The 20,991-nt window shown below is 33.6% G+C and carries 20 protein-coding genes; 5 read left to right on the top strand and 15 right to left on the bottom strand.

What is annotated here, in order from left to right; all coding sequences use genetic code 11:
* Positions 1 to 40 precede the first annotated feature (40 nt).
* Both cysM and epsC read right to left on the bottom strand, forming a co-directional pair.
* A complete protein-coding gene (gene cysM / locus ACFSR1_RS05930) occupies positions 41 to 925 on the bottom strand; it encodes a cysteine synthase CysM (protein WP_378290591.1) in 885 nt (294 codons plus the stop codon).
* The gene (gene epsC, locus ACFSR1_RS05935) at positions 925 to 1,716 is read right to left on the bottom strand and encodes a serine O-acetyltransferase EpsC (RefSeq protein WP_378290593.1); all 792 of its coding nucleotides are present in this window, start codon (positions 1,714 to 1,716) and stop codon (positions 925 to 927) included. Before epsC ends, cysM begins: the two co-directional genes overlap by 1 nt.
* 325 nt (positions 1,717 to 2,041) lie before the next feature.
* Here epsC and ACFSR1_RS05940 point away from each other — a divergent pair, with 325 nt between their 5' ends.
* The 4 genes from ACFSR1_RS05940 to ACFSR1_RS05955 all read left to right on the top strand — a co-directional run bounded on the left by ACFSR1_RS05940 (position 2,042) and on the right by ACFSR1_RS05955 (position 6,726).
* Positions 2,042 to 2,461, top strand: coding sequence for a CBS domain-containing protein (locus ACFSR1_RS05940; RefSeq protein ID WP_378290595.1), 420 nt, complete (start codon positions 2,042 to 2,044; stop codon positions 2,459 to 2,461).
* 149 nt (positions 2,462 to 2,610) lie between these two features.
* The gene (locus ACFSR1_RS05945; RefSeq protein WP_378290597.1) at positions 2,611 to 3,291 is read left to right on the top strand and encodes a DUF2461 domain-containing protein; all 681 of its coding nucleotides are present in this window, start codon (positions 2,611 to 2,613) and stop codon (positions 3,289 to 3,291) included.
* Between the two features lie 72 nt (positions 3,292 to 3,363).
* Complete coding sequence (gene gap, locus ACFSR1_RS05950) at positions 3,364 to 4,353, top strand: type I glyceraldehyde-3-phosphate dehydrogenase (RefSeq protein ID WP_378290599.1); 990 nt, start codon at positions 3,364 to 3,366, stop codon at positions 4,351 to 4,353.
* A 144-nt stretch (positions 4,354 to 4,497) separates the two neighbouring features.
* Positions 4,498 to 6,726: a DUF5916 domain-containing protein gene (locus ACFSR1_RS05955; RefSeq protein WP_378290600.1), complete on the top strand. Its 2,229-nt coding sequence runs from the start codon at positions 4,498 to 4,500 to the stop codon at positions 6,724 to 6,726.
* 59 nt (positions 6,727 to 6,785) lie between these two features.
* On the opposite strand, the gene ACFSR1_RS05960 is transcribed toward ACFSR1_RS05955, so the two are convergent.
* From ACFSR1_RS05960 to ACFSR1_RS05980, 5 genes are all read right to left on the bottom strand, one after another.
* Positions 6,786 to 7,535, bottom strand: coding sequence for an SDR family NAD(P)-dependent oxidoreductase (locus ACFSR1_RS05960; RefSeq protein ID WP_378290602.1), 750 nt, complete (start codon positions 7,533 to 7,535; stop codon positions 6,786 to 6,788).
* A 52-nt stretch (positions 7,536 to 7,587) separates the two neighbouring features.
* Positions 7,588 to 8,169, bottom strand: coding sequence for a TetR/AcrR family transcriptional regulator (locus ACFSR1_RS05965; protein WP_378290604.1), 582 nt, complete (start codon positions 8,167 to 8,169; stop codon positions 7,588 to 7,590).
* Between the two features lie 78 nt (positions 8,170 to 8,247).
* Complete coding sequence (locus tag ACFSR1_RS05970; RefSeq protein ID WP_378290606.1) at positions 8,248 to 8,778, bottom strand: GNAT family N-acetyltransferase; 531 nt, start codon at positions 8,776 to 8,778, stop codon at positions 8,248 to 8,250.
* A 15-nt stretch (positions 8,779 to 8,793) separates the two neighbouring features.
* Positions 8,794 to 9,543, bottom strand: coding sequence for a C40 family peptidase (locus ACFSR1_RS05975; RefSeq protein ID WP_378290608.1), 750 nt, complete (start codon positions 9,541 to 9,543; stop codon positions 8,794 to 8,796).
* A gap of 60 nt (positions 9,544 to 9,603) precedes the next feature.
* Complete coding sequence (locus ACFSR1_RS05980) at positions 9,604 to 10,782, bottom strand: acetyl-CoA C-acyltransferase (RefSeq protein WP_378290610.1); 1,179 nt, start codon at positions 10,780 to 10,782, stop codon at positions 9,604 to 9,606.
* Positions 10,783 to 10,964: 182 nt separating this feature from the next.
* Here ACFSR1_RS05980 and ACFSR1_RS05985 point away from each other — a divergent pair, with 182 nt between their 5' ends.
* A complete protein-coding gene (locus ACFSR1_RS05985; protein WP_378290612.1) occupies positions 10,965 to 13,010 on the top strand; it encodes an HD family phosphohydrolase in 2,046 nt (681 codons plus the stop codon).
* A gap of 140 nt (positions 13,011 to 13,150) precedes the next feature.
* Here ACFSR1_RS05985 and ACFSR1_RS05990 read toward each other — a convergent pair whose 3' ends face one another.
* From ACFSR1_RS05990 to ACFSR1_RS06025, 8 genes are all read right to left on the bottom strand, one after another.
* The gene (locus ACFSR1_RS05990; protein ID WP_378290614.1) at positions 13,151 to 13,426 is read right to left on the bottom strand and encodes a DUF3817 domain-containing protein; all 276 of its coding nucleotides are present in this window, start codon (positions 13,424 to 13,426) and stop codon (positions 13,151 to 13,153) included.
* Between the two features lie 67 nt (positions 13,427 to 13,493).
* Positions 13,494 to 14,732, bottom strand: coding sequence for a mechanosensitive ion channel family protein (locus tag ACFSR1_RS05995; RefSeq protein ID WP_378290616.1), 1,239 nt, complete (start codon positions 14,730 to 14,732; stop codon positions 13,494 to 13,496).
* A gap of 66 nt (positions 14,733 to 14,798) precedes the next feature.
* On the bottom strand, positions 14,799 to 15,416 hold the full coding sequence (locus ACFSR1_RS06000; protein ID WP_378290618.1) for a YqaA family protein: 618 nt from the start codon (positions 15,414 to 15,416) through the stop codon (positions 14,799 to 14,801).
* Positions 15,417 to 15,621: 205 nt separating this feature from the next.
* Positions 15,622 to 15,996 (bottom strand): hypothetical protein, encoded by a 375-nt coding sequence (locus ACFSR1_RS06005; protein ID WP_378290620.1) that lies wholly within the window; start codon positions 15,994 to 15,996, stop codon positions 15,622 to 15,624.
* 356 nt (positions 15,997 to 16,352) lie between these two features.
* A complete protein-coding gene (locus ACFSR1_RS06010; protein ID WP_378290622.1) occupies positions 16,353 to 17,234 on the bottom strand; it encodes a GIN domain-containing protein in 882 nt (293 codons plus the stop codon).
* A 16-nt stretch (positions 17,235 to 17,250) separates the two neighbouring features.
* On the bottom strand, positions 17,251 to 17,769 hold the full coding sequence (locus ACFSR1_RS06015; protein ID WP_378290624.1) for a DoxX family protein: 519 nt from the start codon (positions 17,767 to 17,769) through the stop codon (positions 17,251 to 17,253).
* A gap of 134 nt (positions 17,770 to 17,903) precedes the next feature.
* The gene (locus ACFSR1_RS06020; RefSeq protein ID WP_378290625.1) at positions 17,904 to 19,607 is read right to left on the bottom strand and encodes an alpha-amylase family glycosyl hydrolase; all 1,704 of its coding nucleotides are present in this window, start codon (positions 19,605 to 19,607) and stop codon (positions 17,904 to 17,906) included.
* A gap of 160 nt (positions 19,608 to 19,767) precedes the next feature.
* Entirely contained in the window at positions 19,768 to 20,955 is a 1,188-nt protein-coding gene (locus ACFSR1_RS06025; protein WP_378290627.1) for a helix-turn-helix domain-containing protein, read from the bottom strand.
* Between the last annotated feature and the right edge of the window lie 36 nt (positions 20,956 to 20,991).

Raw genomic sequence — 20,991 nt, forward strand, 5'->3', positions numbered from 1 at the left:
TTATGGTTGGTTAACTAAAGGTTTTAAAATGTATTCTTATTTATAAAAATAGATCTGAACTTAGATATCGATCTCCGCGATCACAAATAATGGCAACCAGCACACCGCTATCCAATGTTTCAGCCAATTTTAGGGCCGCAGTAACAGAGCCACCACTGCTCATTCCAGAAAAAACTCCTTCTTCTTTTGCTAATCTTTTTGCCATTTCGGTAGCTTCATCCTGACTAACTTCTATTACCTGATCTACTTTGTCGGGATTAAATATTTTTGGGAGGTATTCTTTTGGCCATTTTCTAATTCCCGGAATTCTGGATTCATCGGTAGGTTGTACGCCTACAATTTGGATGTCTTGTGATTTTTCTTTTAGATAGGTTGAAGTTCCCATAATGGTTCCTGTGGTTCCCATAGAAGAGACAAAATGAGTAATTTTACCTTCGGTATCTTTCCAAATTTCTGGTCCGGTTGTTTTGTAATGAGCTTTCCAGTTATCATCATTGGTAAACTGATTTAGCATAACGTACCCTTCATTATTTACTTTTGCTTCAGCATAATCACGTGCACCTTCGATTCCTACGTCTTCAGAGGTTAAGGTAACTTTTGCACCATATGCACGCATCGTTTGCACACGTTCTTTAGTAGAGTTTTCAGGCATTACCAATTCTATATCTAGTTTAAAAATACCTGCAATCATAGCTAACGCAATACCAGTGTTACCACTAGTTGCTTCAATAAGTTTTGTGTTTTGATCAATATCACCTCTATCTAAGGCGGATTTAATCATATTATATGCTGCTCGATCTTTTACACTACCTCCGGGATTGTGTCCTTCTAATTTTAGGAATAATGTAATATTGGGATTTTTAATTAAAGAAGTAGCCTTCACCAAAGGCGTATTTCCGATAAGGTCTAAAATGTTGTGGGACATTAAATAACTTTTTTGATCTTTATTTCTGAAGTATTTGATATGATAGAGTTTTCCGGGACAGAGGATGTAATCCACGCATTACCGCCGATGGTGCTATTAGCTCCAATGACTGTAGTACCGCCAAGAATGGTTGCATTTGCGTAAATAGTTACATTATCTTCTACCGTAGGATGTCTCTTCACATTTCGAAGTTTTCTGTCTACATATAAACCACCCAAGGTAACCCCTTGATAAATCTTTACGTTGTTTTTGATAATAGCAGTTTCTCCAATTACAATTCCGGTAGCGTGATCAATAAAGAAAGATTCGCCAATCTCCGCTCCCGGATTAATATCGGTTCCCGTTAATCGGTGTGAGTATTCTGTCATTAATCTTGGAATTAGAGGCAAACCAAACTTCAATAATTCATGACTTAATCGATAAATAGCTATTGCATAGAAACCGGGATATGCCAAATACACTTCTTCAATAGAATTAGCTGCAGGATCACTTTTTATAAATGAATCTGCATCTTTATTCAATTTCTGTAATATCTCAGGTAGTTTTTCTAAGTAAGATTGCCAAATTTTACTACAAGGTTTTTCGGTTTCCCAACAGGCAAGATCAACAAGTTCTTCAAAAGTTTGTTCGAGGATTTCAATATTTTTTTCTACCTCTGTATCCGAATCGAATAATGTGTAAAAAAGAAGATTGGTAAAATACTCGGTTCGTTCCTTTAGTATTAGTCTAAGATTAGGATTTTTCTTCTGTTCCTTAATCTTAGCTATAATTAGATCTTTCTCTTTAGTCATCGTACCTCTTTTGAAAAGTCTAGTAAATATATAGAATAAAGAATATATACGTCCTAAAATGGTTTAATTCCTTACATTTTTATAAAAATAATAACAAAGAACTACTAGAATTGACAGTAATACATAAAATTCGGTTAAAAAGGAGGAAGAAAATAATGGTAAAATATATTCTTGCTTTAGAGCTGTAGAAAATGAAAAGTTAGGTCAACTAGTTAGAGAACTTATTGATATGTGTTCATTTTTTATTGTCAAAACCACTGATATTTATCATAATTTTTTCTGGAATATGGTACTACATTTGAACATCATTTTAAATTAATTCAACATGAAAAAAAGAACTCCTGTTTCCAGAATAATGACTTCTGATGTTATAACTTTAAATAGTACTAATGGTTTAGAAACAGCAGAATTGTTATTTAAAGAACATAAAATAAGACACATACCTGTTGTTAAAGGCGATAAGATCATTGGAATGTTAAGTTATACAGATTTGCTTCGCATAAGCTTTGCAGATGCTGTGAATGATACAGATGGTGATGTAGACACCGTTGTTTACGAAATGTTTACGATAGAACAAGTAATGGCTAAAAATTTAGTTAGTGTTAGTTCTAGTACTACCATAAAAGAAGTAGCAGAAATATTAGCTAAAAAAGAATTCCATGCATTACCTGTTATAGATAGCGGAAAACTAGTAGGAATCGTAACCACCACAGATCTCATAAACTACTTATTAGAACAGTTTTAGTAGCATTTATAGTATTTCAAGTAAATCTTAGGATTAAATTGACAAACCTTCTTTTATTGAATCTAAGAAGGTTTTTTTATGATTTAAAGTTTAGTTAAACTTCTAATCAACCATTAGATTTTAGTAATTTTAGCATTAAAGTAAATTGTATGACTACGATACCAAAATCATCCTTTGAGTTTTTAAAAGATTTAAAAAAGAACAATCATAGAGATTGGATGCAAGAGCATAAGAAACGTTATCAGTCCAATGAAAAAGAATTGAAAGTATTTTATGCTGCTGTTGTGGAAAGACTTAATGAACACGATGAGATTGAAAAAACAAAGGTTTTTCGTATTAATAGAGATGTTCGTTTTAGTAAGGATAAAACTCCTTATAATGTTCATAGAAGTGTTAGTTTTAGTAGGGCAGGAGCTCATCGTCGTGGCGGGTACTATTTACGATTAGAACCGGGCAATTCTTTAATGGCCGGAGGTTTTTTTGGTCCGGAGCCTAAAGATCTGTTGCGTATTCGAAAGGAGTTTGAGATGGATGATCAGGAAATCCGAGATATACTTGCAAATCCGGATTTTAAAAAGGCATTTGGTGATTTTAATTCAGAATATCAGGTAAAAACTGCACCCAAAGGCTTTAGTAAAGATCATCCGGCAATTGACTTGATTAAAAATAAGTCATTTTTTGTAAGTCATCAGTTTACGGATAAAGAAGTATTTGCTTCTGATTTTTTAGATAAACTAATATATCATTACGAATTATTGCGTCCATATTTTGATTATATGAGTGATGTATTAACTACAGATCTAAATGGAGTTTCATTGATTGATACCTGATGTAATTTTTAATCGCATTATCCGACAAAAGCAATGAGTTTACCACATTTATAAACTAACAAAAGATACAACATGAAAAGAATAGCAATTAATGGATTCGGACGAATCGGTCGTGCAGCTCTAAAAGTGATTATGGAAGAACCAGGATTGCAAGTAGTAGCAGTTAATGACCTGATGTCTTTAGAAAATGCACAGTACTTATTAAAATACGATAGTGTGTACGGTATTTACGATAAAGAAGTGCGTATTCATGAAGATCATCTGCACGTGGATGGTGAAAAAATATTATACTTTAATCAGAGAGATCCTGAGCAACTTCCGTGGAAAGAAAATAACATTGATATTGTGATAGAAAGTACTGGATTTTTTACTAATAGAGAAGATGCAGAGAAACATATCAAAGCTGGTGCAACTAACGTTGTTATTTCGGGTCCTACAAAAAGTAAAGACGCACCAACGGTTGTTCACGGAGTAAATACGGAGGATGGAAAAACCGCTATATTCTCCTGTGCCAGTTGTACAACCAATAATATTAGTCCTGTGGTAGAAATTCTGGGAAGAACCATAGGAATCAAAAAGGCAATACTTAATACAATTCACGCATATACTGCATCTCAAACTTTGGTAGATGCTCCATCCAAAAAGAATCCAAGAATGGGTAGAGCGGGAGCAATTAACCTAACACCAACATCTACTGGTGCTGCTATTGCTACTACTAAAGTATTACCTCAGTTTGAAGGTAAGTTTGACGGGATTGCGGTTCGAACACCTGTTCCTGTAGGTTCTGTAAGTGATGTTACTTTTATCGCAGAAAGAGATACTACGGCGGAAGAAATTAACGAAATACTTCTTAAAGAAGCTAAAACAGATCGATATTTGAAGGTGTTGGATGTTACCTATGAACCCATAGTTTCATCAGATATCCAAATGAATCCTTTTGCCTCCACAGTGGATGCCTCTATGACGAGGGTTGTGGATGGAGATTTGGTCAAAATCATGATTTGGTATGATAATGAGTGGGGTTTTACCAATCAGATGATCAGACAAATTTTGGAATTGTAATGATTCATCAGGTTTTAGCTATTTCTGCACCTATGATCGGTTTTGTTTGTAATAATTTTAACACAAAGTAAATTTTCGTATTCTATTTTTGAGAATTAAATGTTAAAACCAGTAATTATTAAGAATTAATACGAAAGTTTCTATATGAGGTTTTGGATTATTGTATGCTTCATCAGTTTAGGATATCAGAATTTTGGCCAATCGATTACTACAGAAAAAAAATCTTTCGTAGTTGGCACTACTACTGAAGCTATAAAAATAGATGGACAATTAGATGAAGCTATTTGGTCTAAGTTGACACCGGCAAAAGATTTTGCACAGTATTTTCCTAATGATTCATTACCGGCAACGGCTCAGACAGAGATTTATATGTGTACGGATAAGAAGAATCTGTATATTGGGATCAAGTGTTATGCAACTGGAAATAATTGGCTTGTAGAATCTTTACGTAGAGATTATCGTGCAGGAGGAAATGATAACATTACATTGTTATTCGATACTTTTGATGATCAAACAAATGCTTTTTATTTTGGGATTAATCCTGAAGGTGTTTTACGAGAAGGAACCATAAGTAACGGAGGAAATGTGTTTCAGGATTTTTCTACTTCCTGGGATAATAAATGGAGAGGCAATGCAAAGAAGTACGATGGATATTATACAGCAGAATTAGAAATTCCTTTTAGCACATTTAGATATCCAATCCCTTCAAAAAAATGGGGATTTACTTCGTATAGATTTGATACACAATCCAATGAAATAAGTATATATCCGGGAACACCACGTAATCAGGTGGTATTTACTTTGGCCTATCCAGCAGAAATGATTTGGGAAGAGGATCTTACGACCAAAAGCAGTGCGGTTTCTTTGATTCCATTTGTTTCTACAGGAATTAATAAGGATTATGAAGACAATACACCTACCGATGAGATTTTTGAAATAGGTGGTGATGCAAAGATCGCTTTAACACCCGGATTAAATCTTGACCTTACTGTAAATCCTGATTTTTCGCAAGTAGAAGTGGATGAGCAAATTACCAATCTTGATCGTTTTGAGATTTTTTTTCCGGAGCGAAGACAGTTCTTCCTTGAAAATGCTGATCTTTTTGGGCAATTTGGTTTCTCCAATATCAATCCATTCTTTTCTCGTCGTATTGGAGTAGCAGAGGATGTAGTGACGGAAGAATTAGCACAGAATAGAATTTATGGAGGATTACGTATAAGTGGTAAGCTAGATCCTAAGACAAGAGTTGGGTTGTTGAATATGCAAACCGAATCTAGGAAAAAGCAAGGAATCCCCGGAACTAATTTTGGCGTAGCAGTCGTACAGCGCAAGATAGGAGTGCGATCAAATATTGGAATTATAGCTGTAAATAAACAAGCTGTTAATTTTGATGAAAATCTGGATACGCTTGATATTAATAGATACAACAGAATGGCTGGTATCGATTATAATTACTCTACGAAAAGTAATACCTGGTTTGGTAAAAGTTTTGTTCACGGAACCTTTTCTCCTGATACCGATCTTGCTATTGCTCAAGGAACTACCTTAAATTACAATACAAGAAGGTTCGGAGCCTTATGGAAACACGAGTATGTTCACGAAGATTATAACGCAGAAGTGGGTTTTGTACCGAGAACAAATTACTTTAGGATCAACCCTACTGCCGAACTACGCTATTATCCGCAGAATGATTTTTTGAATAATCATAGCTATGGAGCAGAGGCAGATGTATTTTGGCGTCCTGAGTTTGGTAAAACGGATCATTTTTTTTCTGTTGGATGGGGAGGAGAGCTGACACAAAGATCGAATTTTGGGTTTAATCTCAATCATAGTTACGTGTACCTATTTGATCCATTTGATCCGACAGGTACAGATTCTGCAGAATTAGCAGCCGATCAAGATTTTTCTTGGGTTAGTTTTACCGGAAACTACAGAAGTGACAGAAGAAAAGTATTCAGTTGGAATCTAAGTCCTTACATAGGAGAATACTTTAATGGTTGGCGATACGGTACCAGAGGTGGTTTTAATCTTCGTTTTCAGCCTAAAGGGTTCTTCTCACTTAATTATGCAGTTAATGTTTTTGATTTACCACATCTAGATGGAACGAGAGAAACTTATCTAATTAGTCCCAGAATAGACTACACCTTTTCTAAAAGTATCTTTACTTCAGTTTTTGTACAATATAATTCTCAAAATAATAACACCAATATTAATGCACGTATTCAATGGAGATTTGCTCCGGTATCTGATTTGATTCTTGTGTATACAGATAATTACTTAACAGGAGATGTAGATGATCCAATGAACCGCTTTGCGTTTGATGTGAGAACACGTTCAATAGTATTAAAAATTACGTATTGGTTGAATTTATAAAAGAAAACCTTTCAAATTTTACGAATCTGAAAGGTTTTATAGGATCAAAAGTGTTTTGATTAGATCTGACTTAATCCACCATCTACTTCTAATTCGACCCCGTTAATGTATGAAGCGTCGTCTGAAGCCAGGAATAATGCTGATTTTGCAACTTCTTCAGAGGTTCCAAAACGACCAAGTGGTACTTGTTGCGCGAATCCTTTTCCCATTTCTTCTACTACATCTTCCGGTAAGCCCATTTTTCCGTAAAGAGGAGTTTCGATAGGGCCCGGTGCAATCGCATTTACTCGGATTCCTCTGGATTTCACTTCGGATGTCAATACTCTTTGGTATGCTCTTAAAGCACCTTTAGAAGCAGAGTATATTCCTAATCCATCAAAACCTTTTTGATGTACTATAGAATTTGTGAAAAGAATCGTTCCGCCATCATTTATATGCGGTAAGGCTTCTTTTGTGGCGATAATAGGTCCTTTAACATTAATATCAAATATATGATTGTAATGTTCTTCTGTAATATCAGTAGCAGGAGTAACAGGTGCAATTCCTGCGTTCAGAAATAGAATATCAATCTTCCCATATTTATTGGTTGCTTCCTGGATCAAACGTTTATTATCCGCAGCAATACCTACGTCCGCTTTAACAGTTATGAAGTCACCTTCAAGTTCCTTAGCAACTTCGTCTAATGCTTCTTGTCGTCTTCCGGATACTACAACTTTAGCCCCTTCTTTTAGATATAATTTGGCTGTTGCTAATCCGATACCGCTGTTCGCTCCAGTGATAATCGCTACTTTGTTTTTTAATTTACTCATGTTTGTATGTTTTTATTTGAAACAATCGTTTCAAATTTGGTTAAAAAAAATATTAGTGTAGTACTTTTAGTACTGTATTTATTAAATTTCTAAGTTCTTCCTCATTATTATTAAGTATTCCTGTCATGCGGAATCCTTGTATCGCAGAATATAAATAAAGGGCATATTGACTAGCCGTTTGATTTTCATTAAAAATCTTTTCCATTTGACCATTATGAACCAAATCTTCGAAGACAGCTAACATCTGCTCTTGATTCTGTTCCATAAAAGATTTAATTAACGGCTCCTGATTTGCCATTTCGGATTTACAATTCACAATCAAACATCCTTTTCTGTCCGCATCCGTTATAATATCCTTCAGATACATTTCGAAAATTGATCGAATCGTATCCGAAGCATTTTGTGCTTGTATTGTTTCTTTTCCTATATTGTTTTTCGCAACAGATTGGTAATGAGAAAGTACTTCCATAAACATGCCCAACTTACTACCAAACGAGTTATAGATACTTGAACGATTAAGATTGGTAGCATCAACTAAGTCTTGCATAGAAGTACCATTGTATCCTTTTTTATGGAATACTTCTGTTGCGTTTTGCAATACTTGTTTTCTATTAAATGTTTCTACTTTAGGCATGATTAATTGAAATGATCGTTTCAAAATTAATTATAATTTCGAAACCCTAATGTTATAAAAATACTAAAATTTAAAAATCTAGGATAGCATCCGTTTCATCATAAGATCGATTTGCTTATCAGTACCTAGCATAAATTGATGTCTATTGAATATCTTGAAACCATTTTGTTCATAGAATTGTATTGCTCTCGTGTTTTTATCCCAAACTCCTAACCAAATAAAATCTACTGCATTTTCTGTGGCTATCGCTACTATCTTGTCCAACATATACTTGCCAATACCTTTACCTTGGTTAGATTTTATAACATAAATCCGTTCAATTTCTATTGAGTTTCCGTTTACAGCTTCAGTTTGTGCTTTTCCTGAATTTAATTTCAGATAGCCGGCAAGTTCATCTTTATGCAGAACAAAGTAAAACTGTGATTCTGGATTTAGAATCTCGTTCGTAATTTCTTCTAAAGTAAATTTCTTGCTTAGATAATAATGAATATTCTCTTCAGTATTTAATGGAGGGCCAAAAGCGTCATAGAATGTTTGACGACCAATTTCCAGAAGTTTATGGTTATCCTCAGGAAGAACTCTTACTATTTTTAATTCCTGAGATTTCATATTTTTTTATTTCTATTATATAATTCGCTTGATAACTCTTAGTTTATGGGTGTATAAACGTTTCTCTCCATTAAAAATGCCCGTATGATCTATACGATCCACACGCACTTTACCGTGCGCGTGGATGATATAGTTATCTTTCATAATGATACCAACATGAGTAATTACACCTTCATCATTATCAAAAAACGCAAGATCTCCGGGTTCACTTTCTTCTATAAAACTTAATGGTTCACCTTGTGTAGCTTGCAATGAAGCATCTCGTAATAGTCTATAACCGTTTAGTTTATAAACCATTTGAGTAAAACCACTACAATCAATTCCAAAGTTCGTTTTACCGCCCCATAAATATGGAGCGTTTAAAAAGAGATATGAAGTTTCCACTAACTTTTCCTTTGGTCGTATGTTGGTAATCCTATTACCTTCATAATTGTGTTCAAAAAAATCCAACGCTCCTAATGAAGATCCTAATGCAATTGGCATTAGCTGATCATCTTTACAGCTCACAAAATCAATTAAATCTGATGAAAGATCTAATGGTTTTGAATCGAAATCTTTATACGCTTCTTCAGTAATTTCTATATACTGTTTGTTATCTATCCAACCTTCGTATGAGTCAAAGGCCAAGCGGATTCGACTCCATTTTTTTCGTTTTTCTAAAACTTTAAAATGTTCGCCGTATAAAACCTGCGATACCATTTCACTGGGATCACTGGGTTCAAAACGTAAGGGGACAATACTAAGATTGCAAATACCGTATAGCATGAATCTTTATAGGTACTAGATATTAAACATTTAATAGAATTTCAATGATATTTGGGTCCATTACACCCTTTCAATTACCATTGCAGAAGCACCACCACCACCATTACAAATAGCGGCCGCTCCGGTTTTTGCATTATTCTGCTCTAAAACATTCATCAAAGTAATTAGAATACGAACACCAGAACATCCTAACGGATGTCCTAAAGATACAGCTCCACCATTTACATTGGTATTAGAATCGTTTAATCCAAGTATTTTCATATTAGCCAATCCCACCACAGAGAAAGCTTCATTAAATTCAAAGAAGTCCACATCATCTAATGTGATTCCTGCTTTTGCAATTGCTTTTGGTAGGGCTTTTGCCGGTGCAGTAGTAAACCACTTAGGCTCGTGAGCTGCATCTGCATAACTTTTAATTTTTACCAAAGGTTTTAATCCAAGTTCAGCGGCTTTTTCTGCACTCATTACAACCACGGCTCCAGCACCGTCATTAATAGTAGAAGCATTAGCTGCTGTAACGGTTCCTTCTTTGGTAAAAGCAGGGCGCAAGGCAGGAATTTTCTCCATTTTTACGTTTTTATACTCTTCATCTTCCGTAATCATTACAGGTTCTCCACGTCGTTGAGGAACAGGAACAGGAACAACTTCATTTGCAAACTTACCTTCTGACCAAGCCTTTGCAGAACGTTCATAAGATTGAATGGCAAAAGCATCTTGATCTTCTCTACTAAAATTATGTTCTGTGGCGCATAAATCTGCACAAACTCCCATAGCATTTTGATCGTATACATCTACTAAGCCATCACGTTGCATTCCATCTTCCAATGTTTGAGAACCAAACTTATGACCTGTTCTTAATCGAACATAATGAGGAATTAGACTCATGTTTTCCATTCCACCAGCTACTACAATATCGGCATCTCCTAATGCGATAGCCTGGGCAGCATGCATTACTGCTTTCATACCACTTGCACATACTTTGTTTACAGTTGTACAAGGCACGGTGTCGCTTAAGCCGGCACCTAAAGCTGCCTGTCTAGCCGGTGCTTGTCCATTTCCGGCCTGTACTACATTACCCATAAATACCTCTTCAACCAATGAAGGATCTAGATTGATTTTATCTAATGCACCTTTTATTGCTATGGATCCTAATTGTGTAGCGGGAACTGTAGATAAACTTCCTAAAAAACTACCTATTGGAGTACGTGCTGCTGATACTATTACAACGTCTTTGCTCATTATATTCGAATTTAATATATGTGTGTTTGTTATTTTGCGAATTTAAGGATTTTTGAAGGATATACATAGCTATGTTATTCACAGGATTCACTTATCCCGAATTATATGAAGACACTATTTTTTCTGCATCTTTGTACTGACTTATTTTTTAGTACTTTTGAGTAATATATACGAATATCCTGGTGAAAAATATTTTAAATAATTTCTATAAAAATCAATCCTTTTTATATAAAGGTTTTCTTTTTGTTAGTACGTTGATTCTCATAGTATATCTTTTCCCAAAAGGAGGAGTTTTTAAGTATGAGTTTACAAAAGGGAAGCCTTGGCAGTATGAAAATTTATACGCTCCTTTTGATTTTGCCATTGCAAAGACACAAGAGGATATTGATGCAGAGAAGAAACGTATCGAAGATAATAACATACCGTATTTTGAGTATGATACTATCATTGCAAATATAGCAAAAGACACTTATAATGCTGCATTTAAGAGTAATTTAGAAACGCTGGATCAGAGTAGTTCCGGAAAACAGGCTAAGCTTTTTGGCAGAATACTTCTTAACGATATTTATAGGTATGGCGTTTTACAGGAGTCTTACAGCTATGAAAACAAACGACAAATATTTCTTAATAAAGGGAATAAGGCTGAAGCTATCACCTTTGGACAAATATTAACTCCTAATGCGGTTACAGCGCTTATTAATTCTAGAATTGACAAAAGTGAGTACGTTAAATTTAAGAGTGGTTTTGTTGCTATGTTTTATGATTTGGTGAAACCCAATGTATCTCTAAATCAAAAATTAACAGAAAGCACGCTAGAAAACGAATTAGCTCAGGTACTTACCACTAGAGGTAGTGTTTCTAAAGGAAGTAGAATTATTGCAAAAGGAGAGGTTGTAGAAGGAAATAGGTTGCAGATTCTTACATCTCTGAAAGCTGAATATGAGTCCCAGGTTTGGAGTGATAAGAATTTCTATTGGATTGTTTTCGGATATGGTATTCTGGTTGCTTTGGCGCTATTAATGTTATTACTTTTCATCAGGAAGTACAGAAGGGAAATTTATAATAATAATACTCAGGTTACTTTTATTGCTTTTAATATCCTATTAATGGTGTTGATCACTACGTTAGTGGTAAAATACAAATCAGATTATATCTATATTGTTCCATTGTGTATTTTACCGTTGATTTTAAAGGCTTTCTTTGATTCTCGACTTGGTTTGTTTACACATGTAGTAACTGTAATGATTTTAGGTTTTGTTGTTCCTAATAGTTATGAATATACCTTTTTGCAAATTATCGCTGGTATCGTTACCATATTAACGATTTCTGAATCTTATAAACGAGCCAATCTATTTATCACCGTAGGTCAGATTACACTCATTTATATCTTAGCTTATATCGCTTTTCATATTATACATGAAGGAAGTATTAGTGAGATCGATTGGACAACGGTGGGGTTATTTGTTATCAGTGGTTTTGCTACCTTAATTGTGCATCCATTAATTTATGCTTATGAAAAAATGTTTGGGTTAATCTCTGATGTATCTCTTCTGGAGCTTAGTGATACCAATTCCTCTTTATTAAAAGAGTTATCGGATAAAGCACCAGGTACTTTTCACCATTCTCTGAATGTTGCCAACATTGCTGAAGCGGCAGCTAGTGAAATTGGAGCAAATGTAATGCTTGTTCGAGTAGGAGCCTTGTATCACGATATTGGTAAAATGGCAAATCCTACATATTTTACTGAAAACCAAACAGCTTCAGGAAACGCACACGACGTATTATCTCCTAAAGAAAGTGCTAGAATTATTATTAATCACGTAATCAGAGGTATTGAAATAGCTAAAAAAAATAAACTACCTGATAGAGTTATAGATTTCATACGAACACATCACGGAACCAGTACGGTGTATTACTTCTATATGAAAGCTAAAGAAATCAATGAAAATGTGAATATAGAAGATTTTCAGTATCCGGGTCCAAAACCTTTTTCTAAAGAAACTGCAATTTTAATGATGAGTGACAGTGTAGAAGCTGCTTCTAAGAGTTTGAAAAACCCAACAAGTAGTTTAATTGATTCATTTGTAGAGAAAATTGTGAATAAGCAAATGGAAGATGGTCAATTTCTTAATGCAAATATTACGTTTAAAGAAATTCAGCAAGTAAAAAAGATTTTTAAACGAAAGCTTACTAATATATACCATTTAAGGATTGAATATCCGGAGTAATCTATGAGTTTGTGAGTTATTGAGTAAAGGGAGTTTTTTGTATGGAGTTGATATATCCTATACCAAATCCAAGATCCAACCTTCTAACAACCTAACAATCTAATGATCCAATAATCTAATGATCTAATGATCCAGAGATCCTAGCTCTTCAAATACCTTCCATCCATCCAGAAAGTTCCAAAAGGAATAATAGAACATAGTAAAACAATTCCAAGTGTCTTGTTATTCCATTGTTTTTCCGGTTTTATTAAAAACGCAAATACGATATAAGCAAGAAATAAAAAACCATGTGCCATGCCAATTACTTTATTAGGCTCGGGTGATGCAAATAAATACTTTAATGGCATTGTAACAAACAGTATGGCCAGGTATGAAATTCCCTCGAGATAGCTAATTAATCTAAAACTGGTGATCATATTTTTATTTTTATTTAAAATCGATGCAAATTTAAGGCTCAGAATATATCCAAACGTTAATAAATACCTATTTTTTACTACCATACTCTAATTCAAATACCTCGAGATCAAAATAGGGGATAGCAGATAATAAATGATCAAAAATATCAGCCACTATCTTTTCATAGTTTTTCCATACTTTATCATTACTAAAGGCATAAATTTCTAAAGGAGTTCCTTCAGCCGTAGGCGCTAATTGGCGACTCATAATTGTCATTTCATTATTGATGTAAGGGTGGTTCTCCAGATAGGATTCTACATATTTTCTAAATACCCCCATATTAGATAGGTTTCGACCGTTCATTAAAACTTCTTTATTGATCTTATGTTCTGTATTATAAGAATTTACCTTTTGTTGAGCTTCATCCAGATATTTTTCAATGAGTTCCACCTTTTTGAGACGATCTACGTCATTTTCGGATAAAAATTTGATACTCGAAGCTTTTATTAAAATAGCTCTTTTAATTCTTCTTCCTCCCGAGTCCATCATACCACGCCAATTCCTAAAGGATTGAGAAGTTAAATGATAGGTAGGGATGGTCGTGATTGTTTTATCAAAATTCTGAACTTTTACAGAAGATAGATTGATTTCGATTACATCTCCATCTGCTCCATATTTATCCATTGTGATCCAATCTCCGATTCTCACTGTATCATTAACAGCGACTTGTATACTGGCTACAAAACCTAGAATAGTATCTTTAAATATTAACAGAATTACGGCAGACATCGCTCCAAGAGCCGTTAAAAATGTCCAGATTGATTTCCCGGTAATCGAAGAAAAAATAAAGATAAAACCGATCACCCAGATAAATATCACGAAAACCTGTACGTAACTATCTATAGGTTTATCTTTAAAAGATTCTAAGGACTTGAGGAAATCTCTGAAAGTTCTCAGGATGCTTCTTACAATCCAAATGGTTAAAGCAATAACAAGGATATCAAAGAGAATTTCTAAATAACTTTCTGCTATAGGAAAAGCTATGAATAGTTTTGGTATTATCCATATGCTAATGGATAACGGTAGGATGTGAGATAGATAGTCAAAAGTTTTGTTTTTAACTAAATAGTCATCGAAAGTATTCGTTGATTTAGAAGCGTATCTTTTAAAAAGGTTTAAGAGTACTTTTTTGATCAACCTGTCCAGAACATATAGTACTATGAGTAATACGAAAATACCAATAACAACATTTAGAAATTCTGCTATGGTTTCGGAAACACCATTTGTAACTAGGAGCTTATAAAAATATCTTGTTAACTCTGCCATAGAATAAAAATCAATCAATAATTAATAAACTATAAAAATAAGCTTGAAGAGTTTTCTTAAACAAGTCTATACCAGACTAAATATGGCTACAGCATATAAATAAAATCTAACAAATCTTAATAGTCCAAAAAGTAAATAGTTAATGAAAGGATATTTGATCATTCCAGCTGCTATACTGGTAATCGAAAAAGGTATAGGAAGCAAAGCACCAACTACAATTAAAAAACCACCCCATTTACGAGTGTTTCTAATATGTTTGGCCATTTTTACCTCTAAATAGTTGTGAACTGAAGGGATTTTTGTAATTGATTTCCCAATAAAATAAGAGATGACTCCGCCCAAATAAGATAATAAGGCCAGTATGGAAAGATATAATATAGGGCTAGTCGTTTTGTCACTCCAGGCAATGAAAATTTCCGGAGGAATAAGACCTAATAAAGATTCTGAAGCAAAAAATACACTAAAAACTACATAGTCTGAATAGTTTTCTGTTACATAAATCAACACATCATTGATATTAATAACAAAATAGTTTACAATTAATAAACCTGCTATAAAAAGTAAAATAGGAGGTAATGCCTTTTTTAAACTAGTTCCTAAAAACTTATAAAAACCGGTATAACTATAATATTGATGCAATAACTGCAATCGTGTTTTTTTTACAGATCGGGGATTCATTTTCATAACAATTTTTCCACAAGGCAACAAAAATAATATATAATTGATTTTTTGACGTTTATAAAATCATAAAATTTGTCGAAAAATTTTGAAAGCCCTTACAATTTAGAAGAAAAACCAAGTAAAACATACTAGATTATGAATTTGGAAAATAAAAAAAGCCTTGATGGCTCAAGACTTTTCTGAAATTATGATTAAAAAGGCTTATGTATTAAGCATTTAAGGCGTCTCTGTAATCTGCCAAATCCATAACATTCATTTTGTTTTTTAAATCCTTCAATAAAGAAACAAGGTACATAAGACTCTCAACCGGATTTACATCTTCATTCTTCGCTACTGGTGTTTCATTTTCTTCTTCTTGTTCTTCGATAGGTTCATCATCCGGAATAGGGATAAGAAAGCTATCATTCTCCTGAATATGTTCGTAGGTAAGTCTTAATACCTTTACTACTAATGGTACTTGTTGTTCTAAAGCATAAGATCGTAAAGCTTTAAGATCTTCAATAAGTGTGTCTGTATTGATTCCGGATTTTTCCAGATCGTTTAGAATTTTGTCAATTAATTTGAGCGCCTTTTTATTTTCCAAGGATTATAAAATTAGTATGGTTTAAAAAATGATTACGGCAAATTTAACTCTTTATATAAATCTTTAAAATCTTTTAAAACAATAAATTTATTTTTTAATGTTAAATAAATAATATGCAAAAAAAATCTTCTTAATAATTAGAGGAATTTTCCCTGTAACTTATTGGTAAATAGTGCTTTATTTGATCTATGCTAGTATTCCAGCTAAAGTTTGAGGTTTAACCGTAACCAAAATTCCATAATCCTCTTTATCTTTGAAGAGTATTCCAATTACAATTTTTCCCTTACTTTTTTTGTTTTCCCCAACACTTACCTCCTTGAATACAGGAGGTAAGTTCTTCTTGGGGTATTTCGTAATTAAAATAAGGCAACTGTTGTATCTTTATCTTCCTCTTTAATCGTTACTAATAGTTTTCTTTTTCCTAAAGTACTAACTTTATATACTTTAGTCCCTGTGGTCCAATTTTCTTTTCTGGTTGCTTGTGGCATCATTGGGAAACCGTAACTAAATGTAGATCCATCTGGTTTAGGTCCAATCACTAAGAATTGATTTCGGGTTAATGAGTTATTCTTGATTTTAAACTTTATATATTTTATAGATGTGTTTTTAGCTTTTTCACCCTTGTTTACTATTGTTTTTGCATCACCACTAATCTTTTTAGGCGTGTTCATTATTTTTAGTTTTGCCTTGTCACTTAATTTTGCATCTAGCTCATTAGTAACAAATACTCTTGCAGATCCACGACTCCAAATATCTATTCTAGCGTTTTCTGCAACTAAACCTGATGCATCAATAGAGGCAAGTTCTGCAGCGATGCGTAACTCTTTTGTTTTTCCCTCTATAAAAACCTTACCGATAGGGGCAATCACTTGAATATAGTCATTATCAATATTAATAATTCTCGTAGTATCGTGGGTGCCACTTTCGACTTTTCTTAGGTTAGGAGCTCCAACAATAATCTTGGCATTTTCCGAAGGTTGTATCCATTCCTTTTGATCAAGGTGTAATACACCATCTACTACTTCTTTATCGATATAGTCAAAAAGATTAGAATCGGTAGTAATGGTAAGACCTTCTTCTTTGGATTGATCAATAATTACTTGTGCATAAAAATTTATTTTTATGGTTTGAATAGTATTAATATTAAAAGTTCTGGTTATAATATCTTTATTTCCTTTTATTTGAGCTGTAGTTGTTAGACAAACAAACAGTATTAATAGGCTTATAAGTTTTCTCATGATTTTGTGTTTTAAATTAAATTAGTGATAAGCTGGTTTTAGGTATTTTAAACCATTTTTTGCTGATTATGTAATCAATCCCGAATCTTCCTGATCCAAGAACAAGGTTATAGATAGAAATCCAAAGGAATCCCATTGCCGGTAACATTCCCCATAATCCATTATCCCATTTCTGGAAAAATATGGCGACTAACATCGTACACATAATTAGGAAAGAAGCGATTCTGGTTTTGAAACCTAATAAAAGAAATGCACCTCCAATAGCTTCACTCGCTGCTCCCATCCAGGCAAAAAACACAGGGAACAATGCAAAAATACCTCCATACTCCGCGATATCCTTAGGAAACCATTCTACAACTTCCAGAAAGCCCAAGTCCGGAGATCCTTCTGGGCTCCAGGGCACTCCAAATTTACTTCCGCCAAAATTTACTGCTAAAAAATAACCGCAAATAATTCTGGGAAATGCGAATAGTAAATCTATCGACCAATGCGGCATTGTAATCGGTGTAATAATTTTTTTAATAACATTTTTCATAACTGAAACGATTTTAGATTGTTTGATGTTCCAAATGTCTGAATCAGTTGTGAATACTGCGCCCCAAAACAAAATAGGACGGCTCAAATTATAATTTGAGCCGTCCTACATAAAGTGAGCCGATATTTAAAATACTATTTTTTAACTTCTAATAATACGATTTCATAATCCGATTTGATGGTTACACTACCATCTTTTACAGTAGTATCTGTTCCGGAGTAGGTGTCTGTTAAAGTAGTACCGTCTTTAAAAATAGAATTCACTTTTAAAGTCTTTGTTCCTTTTCTAAGATTTAATCCTATAACGACACCATCAACGATATCATCTTTACTATACATCCTTGAAAAAACATATGGAGTTTCACTAATCATTTTGTGTTTTCCAGCGCCAATAGCAGGGTGATCTTTTCTGAATTTCCCTAATTTTTGCCAATGTAGTAATAATGATTTGGTTTCTTCTGTCTCCAGATCTTCCCAGTTCATATTGGATCGTAGTGTCGCATCTCCTTGTGCTCCTTCAATGACCAATGATCTTGCAGTTTCATCACCATAGTATACCTGAGAGATACCAGGAGTTAATAAAAGTTTAGTTGCAGATTCATAGGTTTTACTTCTTTTTTTATCAAATGGGTCACCATCATCATGAGAAGTAATGTAGTTCATCACACTTTTACCGATCAAACCAGTTTGTAATGCTGTACTATATTTGCTGTACAATTTTTCATAACTTAATCGTTTTGCATCGTATTTAAACTGGAAATTGATAAGATTATCAAATCCATTGGCGTAATAGTCTACTTTTCGATCTCCAAAATCGTAAAAACGCTTTCCGTCAATTCCATATCCATATAATTCTCCAAGAACATAAAATTCATTATTATCCAACACTTTGTCAGGGTTGTTTTTCTTCCATTCTGTAAAAGCAATTTTAGCTTGTTCTGCCAGTACACCCCAAACACCTTCTTCTACATGTTTTACGGTATCTACACGGTATCCATCAATTCCAAGCTCTTTTACATAATCTGTTAACCATTTTATGATATAGTTTTTTGGTGATCGTTTAAGGCCTGTTTTGGCAAAAAAGAGCTCTAATTCATCCATTTCTGCTTCTAATCGTCCTTCTTTTTCCCACTTAGCAACAAGTGCGTCCGGCAGTTTTACTTCTTCATCACTTTCAGTTTTAATATCCGGAAGATTCTCAACCAAAGTACATTTTACAGCAGTTTCATAATCCTTATATGTACATTGTGGAGAAGTGCGCACCCAATCTTCTGACCAAACAGGATCCTTATCTGTTACAGGACCTGTGTGATTAATAACCACATCCATAAGAATCCGTATGCCGTTTTGATGTGCAACCTCTACTAGTTTTTTAAGATCATCATAGGTTCCGAAATTAGGATCAATAGTTGTCCAGTCTTTTGCCCAATATCCGTGGAATGCATAGGTGTTACCGGTTCCCTCATCCACACTGTCATGAATTTGCTCAACTAATGGATTTACCCAAAGTGCGTTAATTCCAAGATTTTTAAAATATCCATCTTCAATTTTTTGAATGATTCCTTTTATATCTCCTCCTTCAAAACCACGTAATACTCCTGTTTCTTTTGTTCTTTCTAAAACTTCGTCATTGGTTGAATCTCCATTTTTAAATCTATCCGCAAGTAAAAAGTAAACGTTCGCACCTTCCCAAATAAAAGGCATGTCTTTCGTGGTTACTGGTTTAACTGTTTTTACTGCTGCAGTTTCGGTTGTTGAAGAGGCTGTTTTTGTATCACTTTTACAGGAAATAAGGATGCTAAAAAGCCCTAAAAAGGTAGTTGTTAATAAATGTTTCATGTGTTAGTTTTTAATGTTTCAAAACATTTTTGTTCCAAATAGTATAGGGATCTAGAATGATGTTGAAACAGAAATCAATACTGGTTTAAGCTGCTAATCTATAAAATTGAACATAAAAATCCATCTTTGTAGAATTGCGAAATTCATAAAAATAATAAAATCAGGTATTGTTTAGAGAAGCTGCGTATTGAGAGGGTGAAGTATTTGTTAGCTTTTTAAAAACCCTGTTAAAAGTTGCTTTACTATTAAAACCACATTCATAAGCAATTCCTAATAGAGATAATTGTTCTTGTTTTCCTTGTTGTAGCATGTTTTGTACTGCTTCCACTCTATATGAGTTTACAAAATCATTGAAGTTTTTATCAAATCCAGAATTTATGGCATCTGACAGGGTTGGTGCAGGAATCTTTAGCATTTTAGAAAGCTCTGTAAGATTTAAATCCGGATTAAGAAATGGCTTGTCATTTTCCATAAACTCTTCAATTTTTTCTTTAACCTTAATTACATCTTCACTAAGTTCAATCTGTGGAGTAGCGGAATTCTCTTTTACATTCACTGAAAAATTTAAGTTATTCAACTTATTAGTGTCTGTAAAATATCCTTTGATTCCAATATAAATGATCGCTACAGCCGTAAAGAAATGATACCACCATTTTTGAGTCCAATGCAAATCTGTAATAACCGAACCAATAACTCCCTGAAAAATACTATATAAAAATAGGAAGGAATAAATAAAAAGAAAGTTTCTAATCCAGTTTAATTCAAGGCTATAGGTGTTGGAGAAAAACTGCTGGATTTTTTTTCTATATATATAGTATAGCTGTATGGTAAATGCCAAATACAATAACATCTGCAGATTTTCTACAATTCCTATTAGAGGGCCAACGTATTTTTCATCCAGAAAAACCTTAAGATAGCCGTTCTGCGTATCACTAAATCCTGGTTGAGAAGCATCATAAATAAAAATTGAAATTTTATAAATAACGTATAAACTAACCGGCGCAAAATGTATAAAATCCTTTTTTTTGAATCTGAAATTAGAAGTAGTGATTGATTTTACATAAAAATATAAAAGCGGACCAATTGCCAATGATAATGCAATTAGCCAATAATTAATCTTGGTATTGCGATAGGTATCATACCAATCCATAAAACCTATCGTATATGTAGTTCTGTGATATCCTGTAATAAAAATAAGAACCGATAGTATGAGTGCTGATACGTATTTCTTTTTGAAATATCTAACTAGTAGAAGGAAGGCAAAAACAAAAGCTTGTAATACCAATAGTAATAAAGGGGTACTATAAATATTAAAAGAAGGAAACTCTAATGGGAATGGAATTAGCATAATGCTAAATTAAATAATTCGAAGAAGTATTTTTTA

The sequence above is a fragment of the Aquimarina rubra genome, from assembly GCF_042684305.1.
Classification (GTDB): domain Bacteria; phylum Bacteroidota; class Bacteroidia; order Flavobacteriales; family Flavobacteriaceae; genus Aquimarina; species Aquimarina rubra.

Excerpts from the sequence above, each read along its gene's own strand:
- cysM (WP_378290591.1), bottom strand. The coding sequence starts at position 925 with ATGTCCCACAACATTTTAGACCTTATCGGAAATACGCCTTTGGTGAAG.
- epsC (WP_378290593.1), bottom strand. The coding sequence starts at position 1,716 with ATGACTAAAGAGAAAGATCTAATTATAGCTAAGATTAAGGAACAGAAG.
- ACFSR1_RS05940 (WP_378290595.1), top strand. The coding sequence starts at position 2,042 with ATGAAAAAAAGAACTCCTGTTTCCAGAATAATGACTTCTGATGTTATA.
- ACFSR1_RS05945 (WP_378290597.1), top strand. The coding sequence starts at position 2,611 with ATGACTACGATACCAAAATCATCCTTTGAGTTTTTAAAAGATTTAAAA.
- gap (WP_378290599.1), top strand. The coding sequence starts at position 3,364 with ATGAAAAGAATAGCAATTAATGGATTCGGACGAATCGGTCGTGCAGCT.
- ACFSR1_RS05955 (WP_378290600.1), top strand. The coding sequence starts at position 4,498 with ATGAGGTTTTGGATTATTGTATGCTTCATCAGTTTAGGATATCAGAAT.
- ACFSR1_RS05960 (WP_378290602.1), bottom strand. The coding sequence starts at position 7,535 with ATGAGTAAATTAAAAAACAAAGTAGCGATTATCACTGGAGCGAACAGC.
- ACFSR1_RS05965 (WP_378290604.1), bottom strand. The coding sequence starts at position 8,169 with ATGCCTAAAGTAGAAACATTTAATAGAAAACAAGTATTGCAAAACGCA.
- ACFSR1_RS05970 (WP_378290606.1), bottom strand. The coding sequence starts at position 8,778 with ATGAAATCTCAGGAATTAAAAATAGTAAGAGTTCTTCCTGAGGATAAC.
- ACFSR1_RS05975 (WP_378290608.1), bottom strand. The coding sequence starts at position 9,543 with ATGCTATACGGTATTTGCAATCTTAGTATTGTCCCCTTACGTTTTGAA.
- ACFSR1_RS05980 (WP_378290610.1), bottom strand. The coding sequence starts at position 10,782 with ATGAGCAAAGACGTTGTAATAGTATCAGCAGCACGTACTCCAATAGGT.
- ACFSR1_RS05990 (WP_378290614.1), bottom strand. The coding sequence starts at position 13,426 with ATGATCACCAGTTTTAGATTAATTAGCTATCTCGAGGGAATTTCATAC.
- ACFSR1_RS05995 (WP_378290616.1), bottom strand. The coding sequence starts at position 14,732 with ATGGCAGAGTTAACAAGATATTTTTATAAGCTCCTAGTTACAAATGGT.
- ACFSR1_RS06000 (WP_378290618.1), bottom strand. The coding sequence starts at position 15,416 with ATGAAAATGAATCCCCGATCTGTAAAAAAAACACGATTGCAGTTATTG.
- ACFSR1_RS06010 (WP_378290622.1), bottom strand. The coding sequence starts at position 17,234 with ATGAGAAAACTTATAAGCCTATTAATACTGTTTGTTTGTCTAACAACT.
- ACFSR1_RS06015 (WP_378290624.1), bottom strand. The coding sequence starts at position 17,769 with ATGAAAAATGTTATTAAAAAAATTATTACACCGATTACAATGCCGCAT.
- ACFSR1_RS06020 (WP_378290625.1), bottom strand. The coding sequence starts at position 19,607 with ATGAAACATTTATTAACAACTACCTTTTTAGGGCTTTTTAGCATCCTT.
- ACFSR1_RS06025 (WP_378290627.1), bottom strand. The coding sequence starts at position 20,955 with ATGCTAATTCCATTCCCATTAGAGTTTCCTTCTTTTAATATTTATAGT.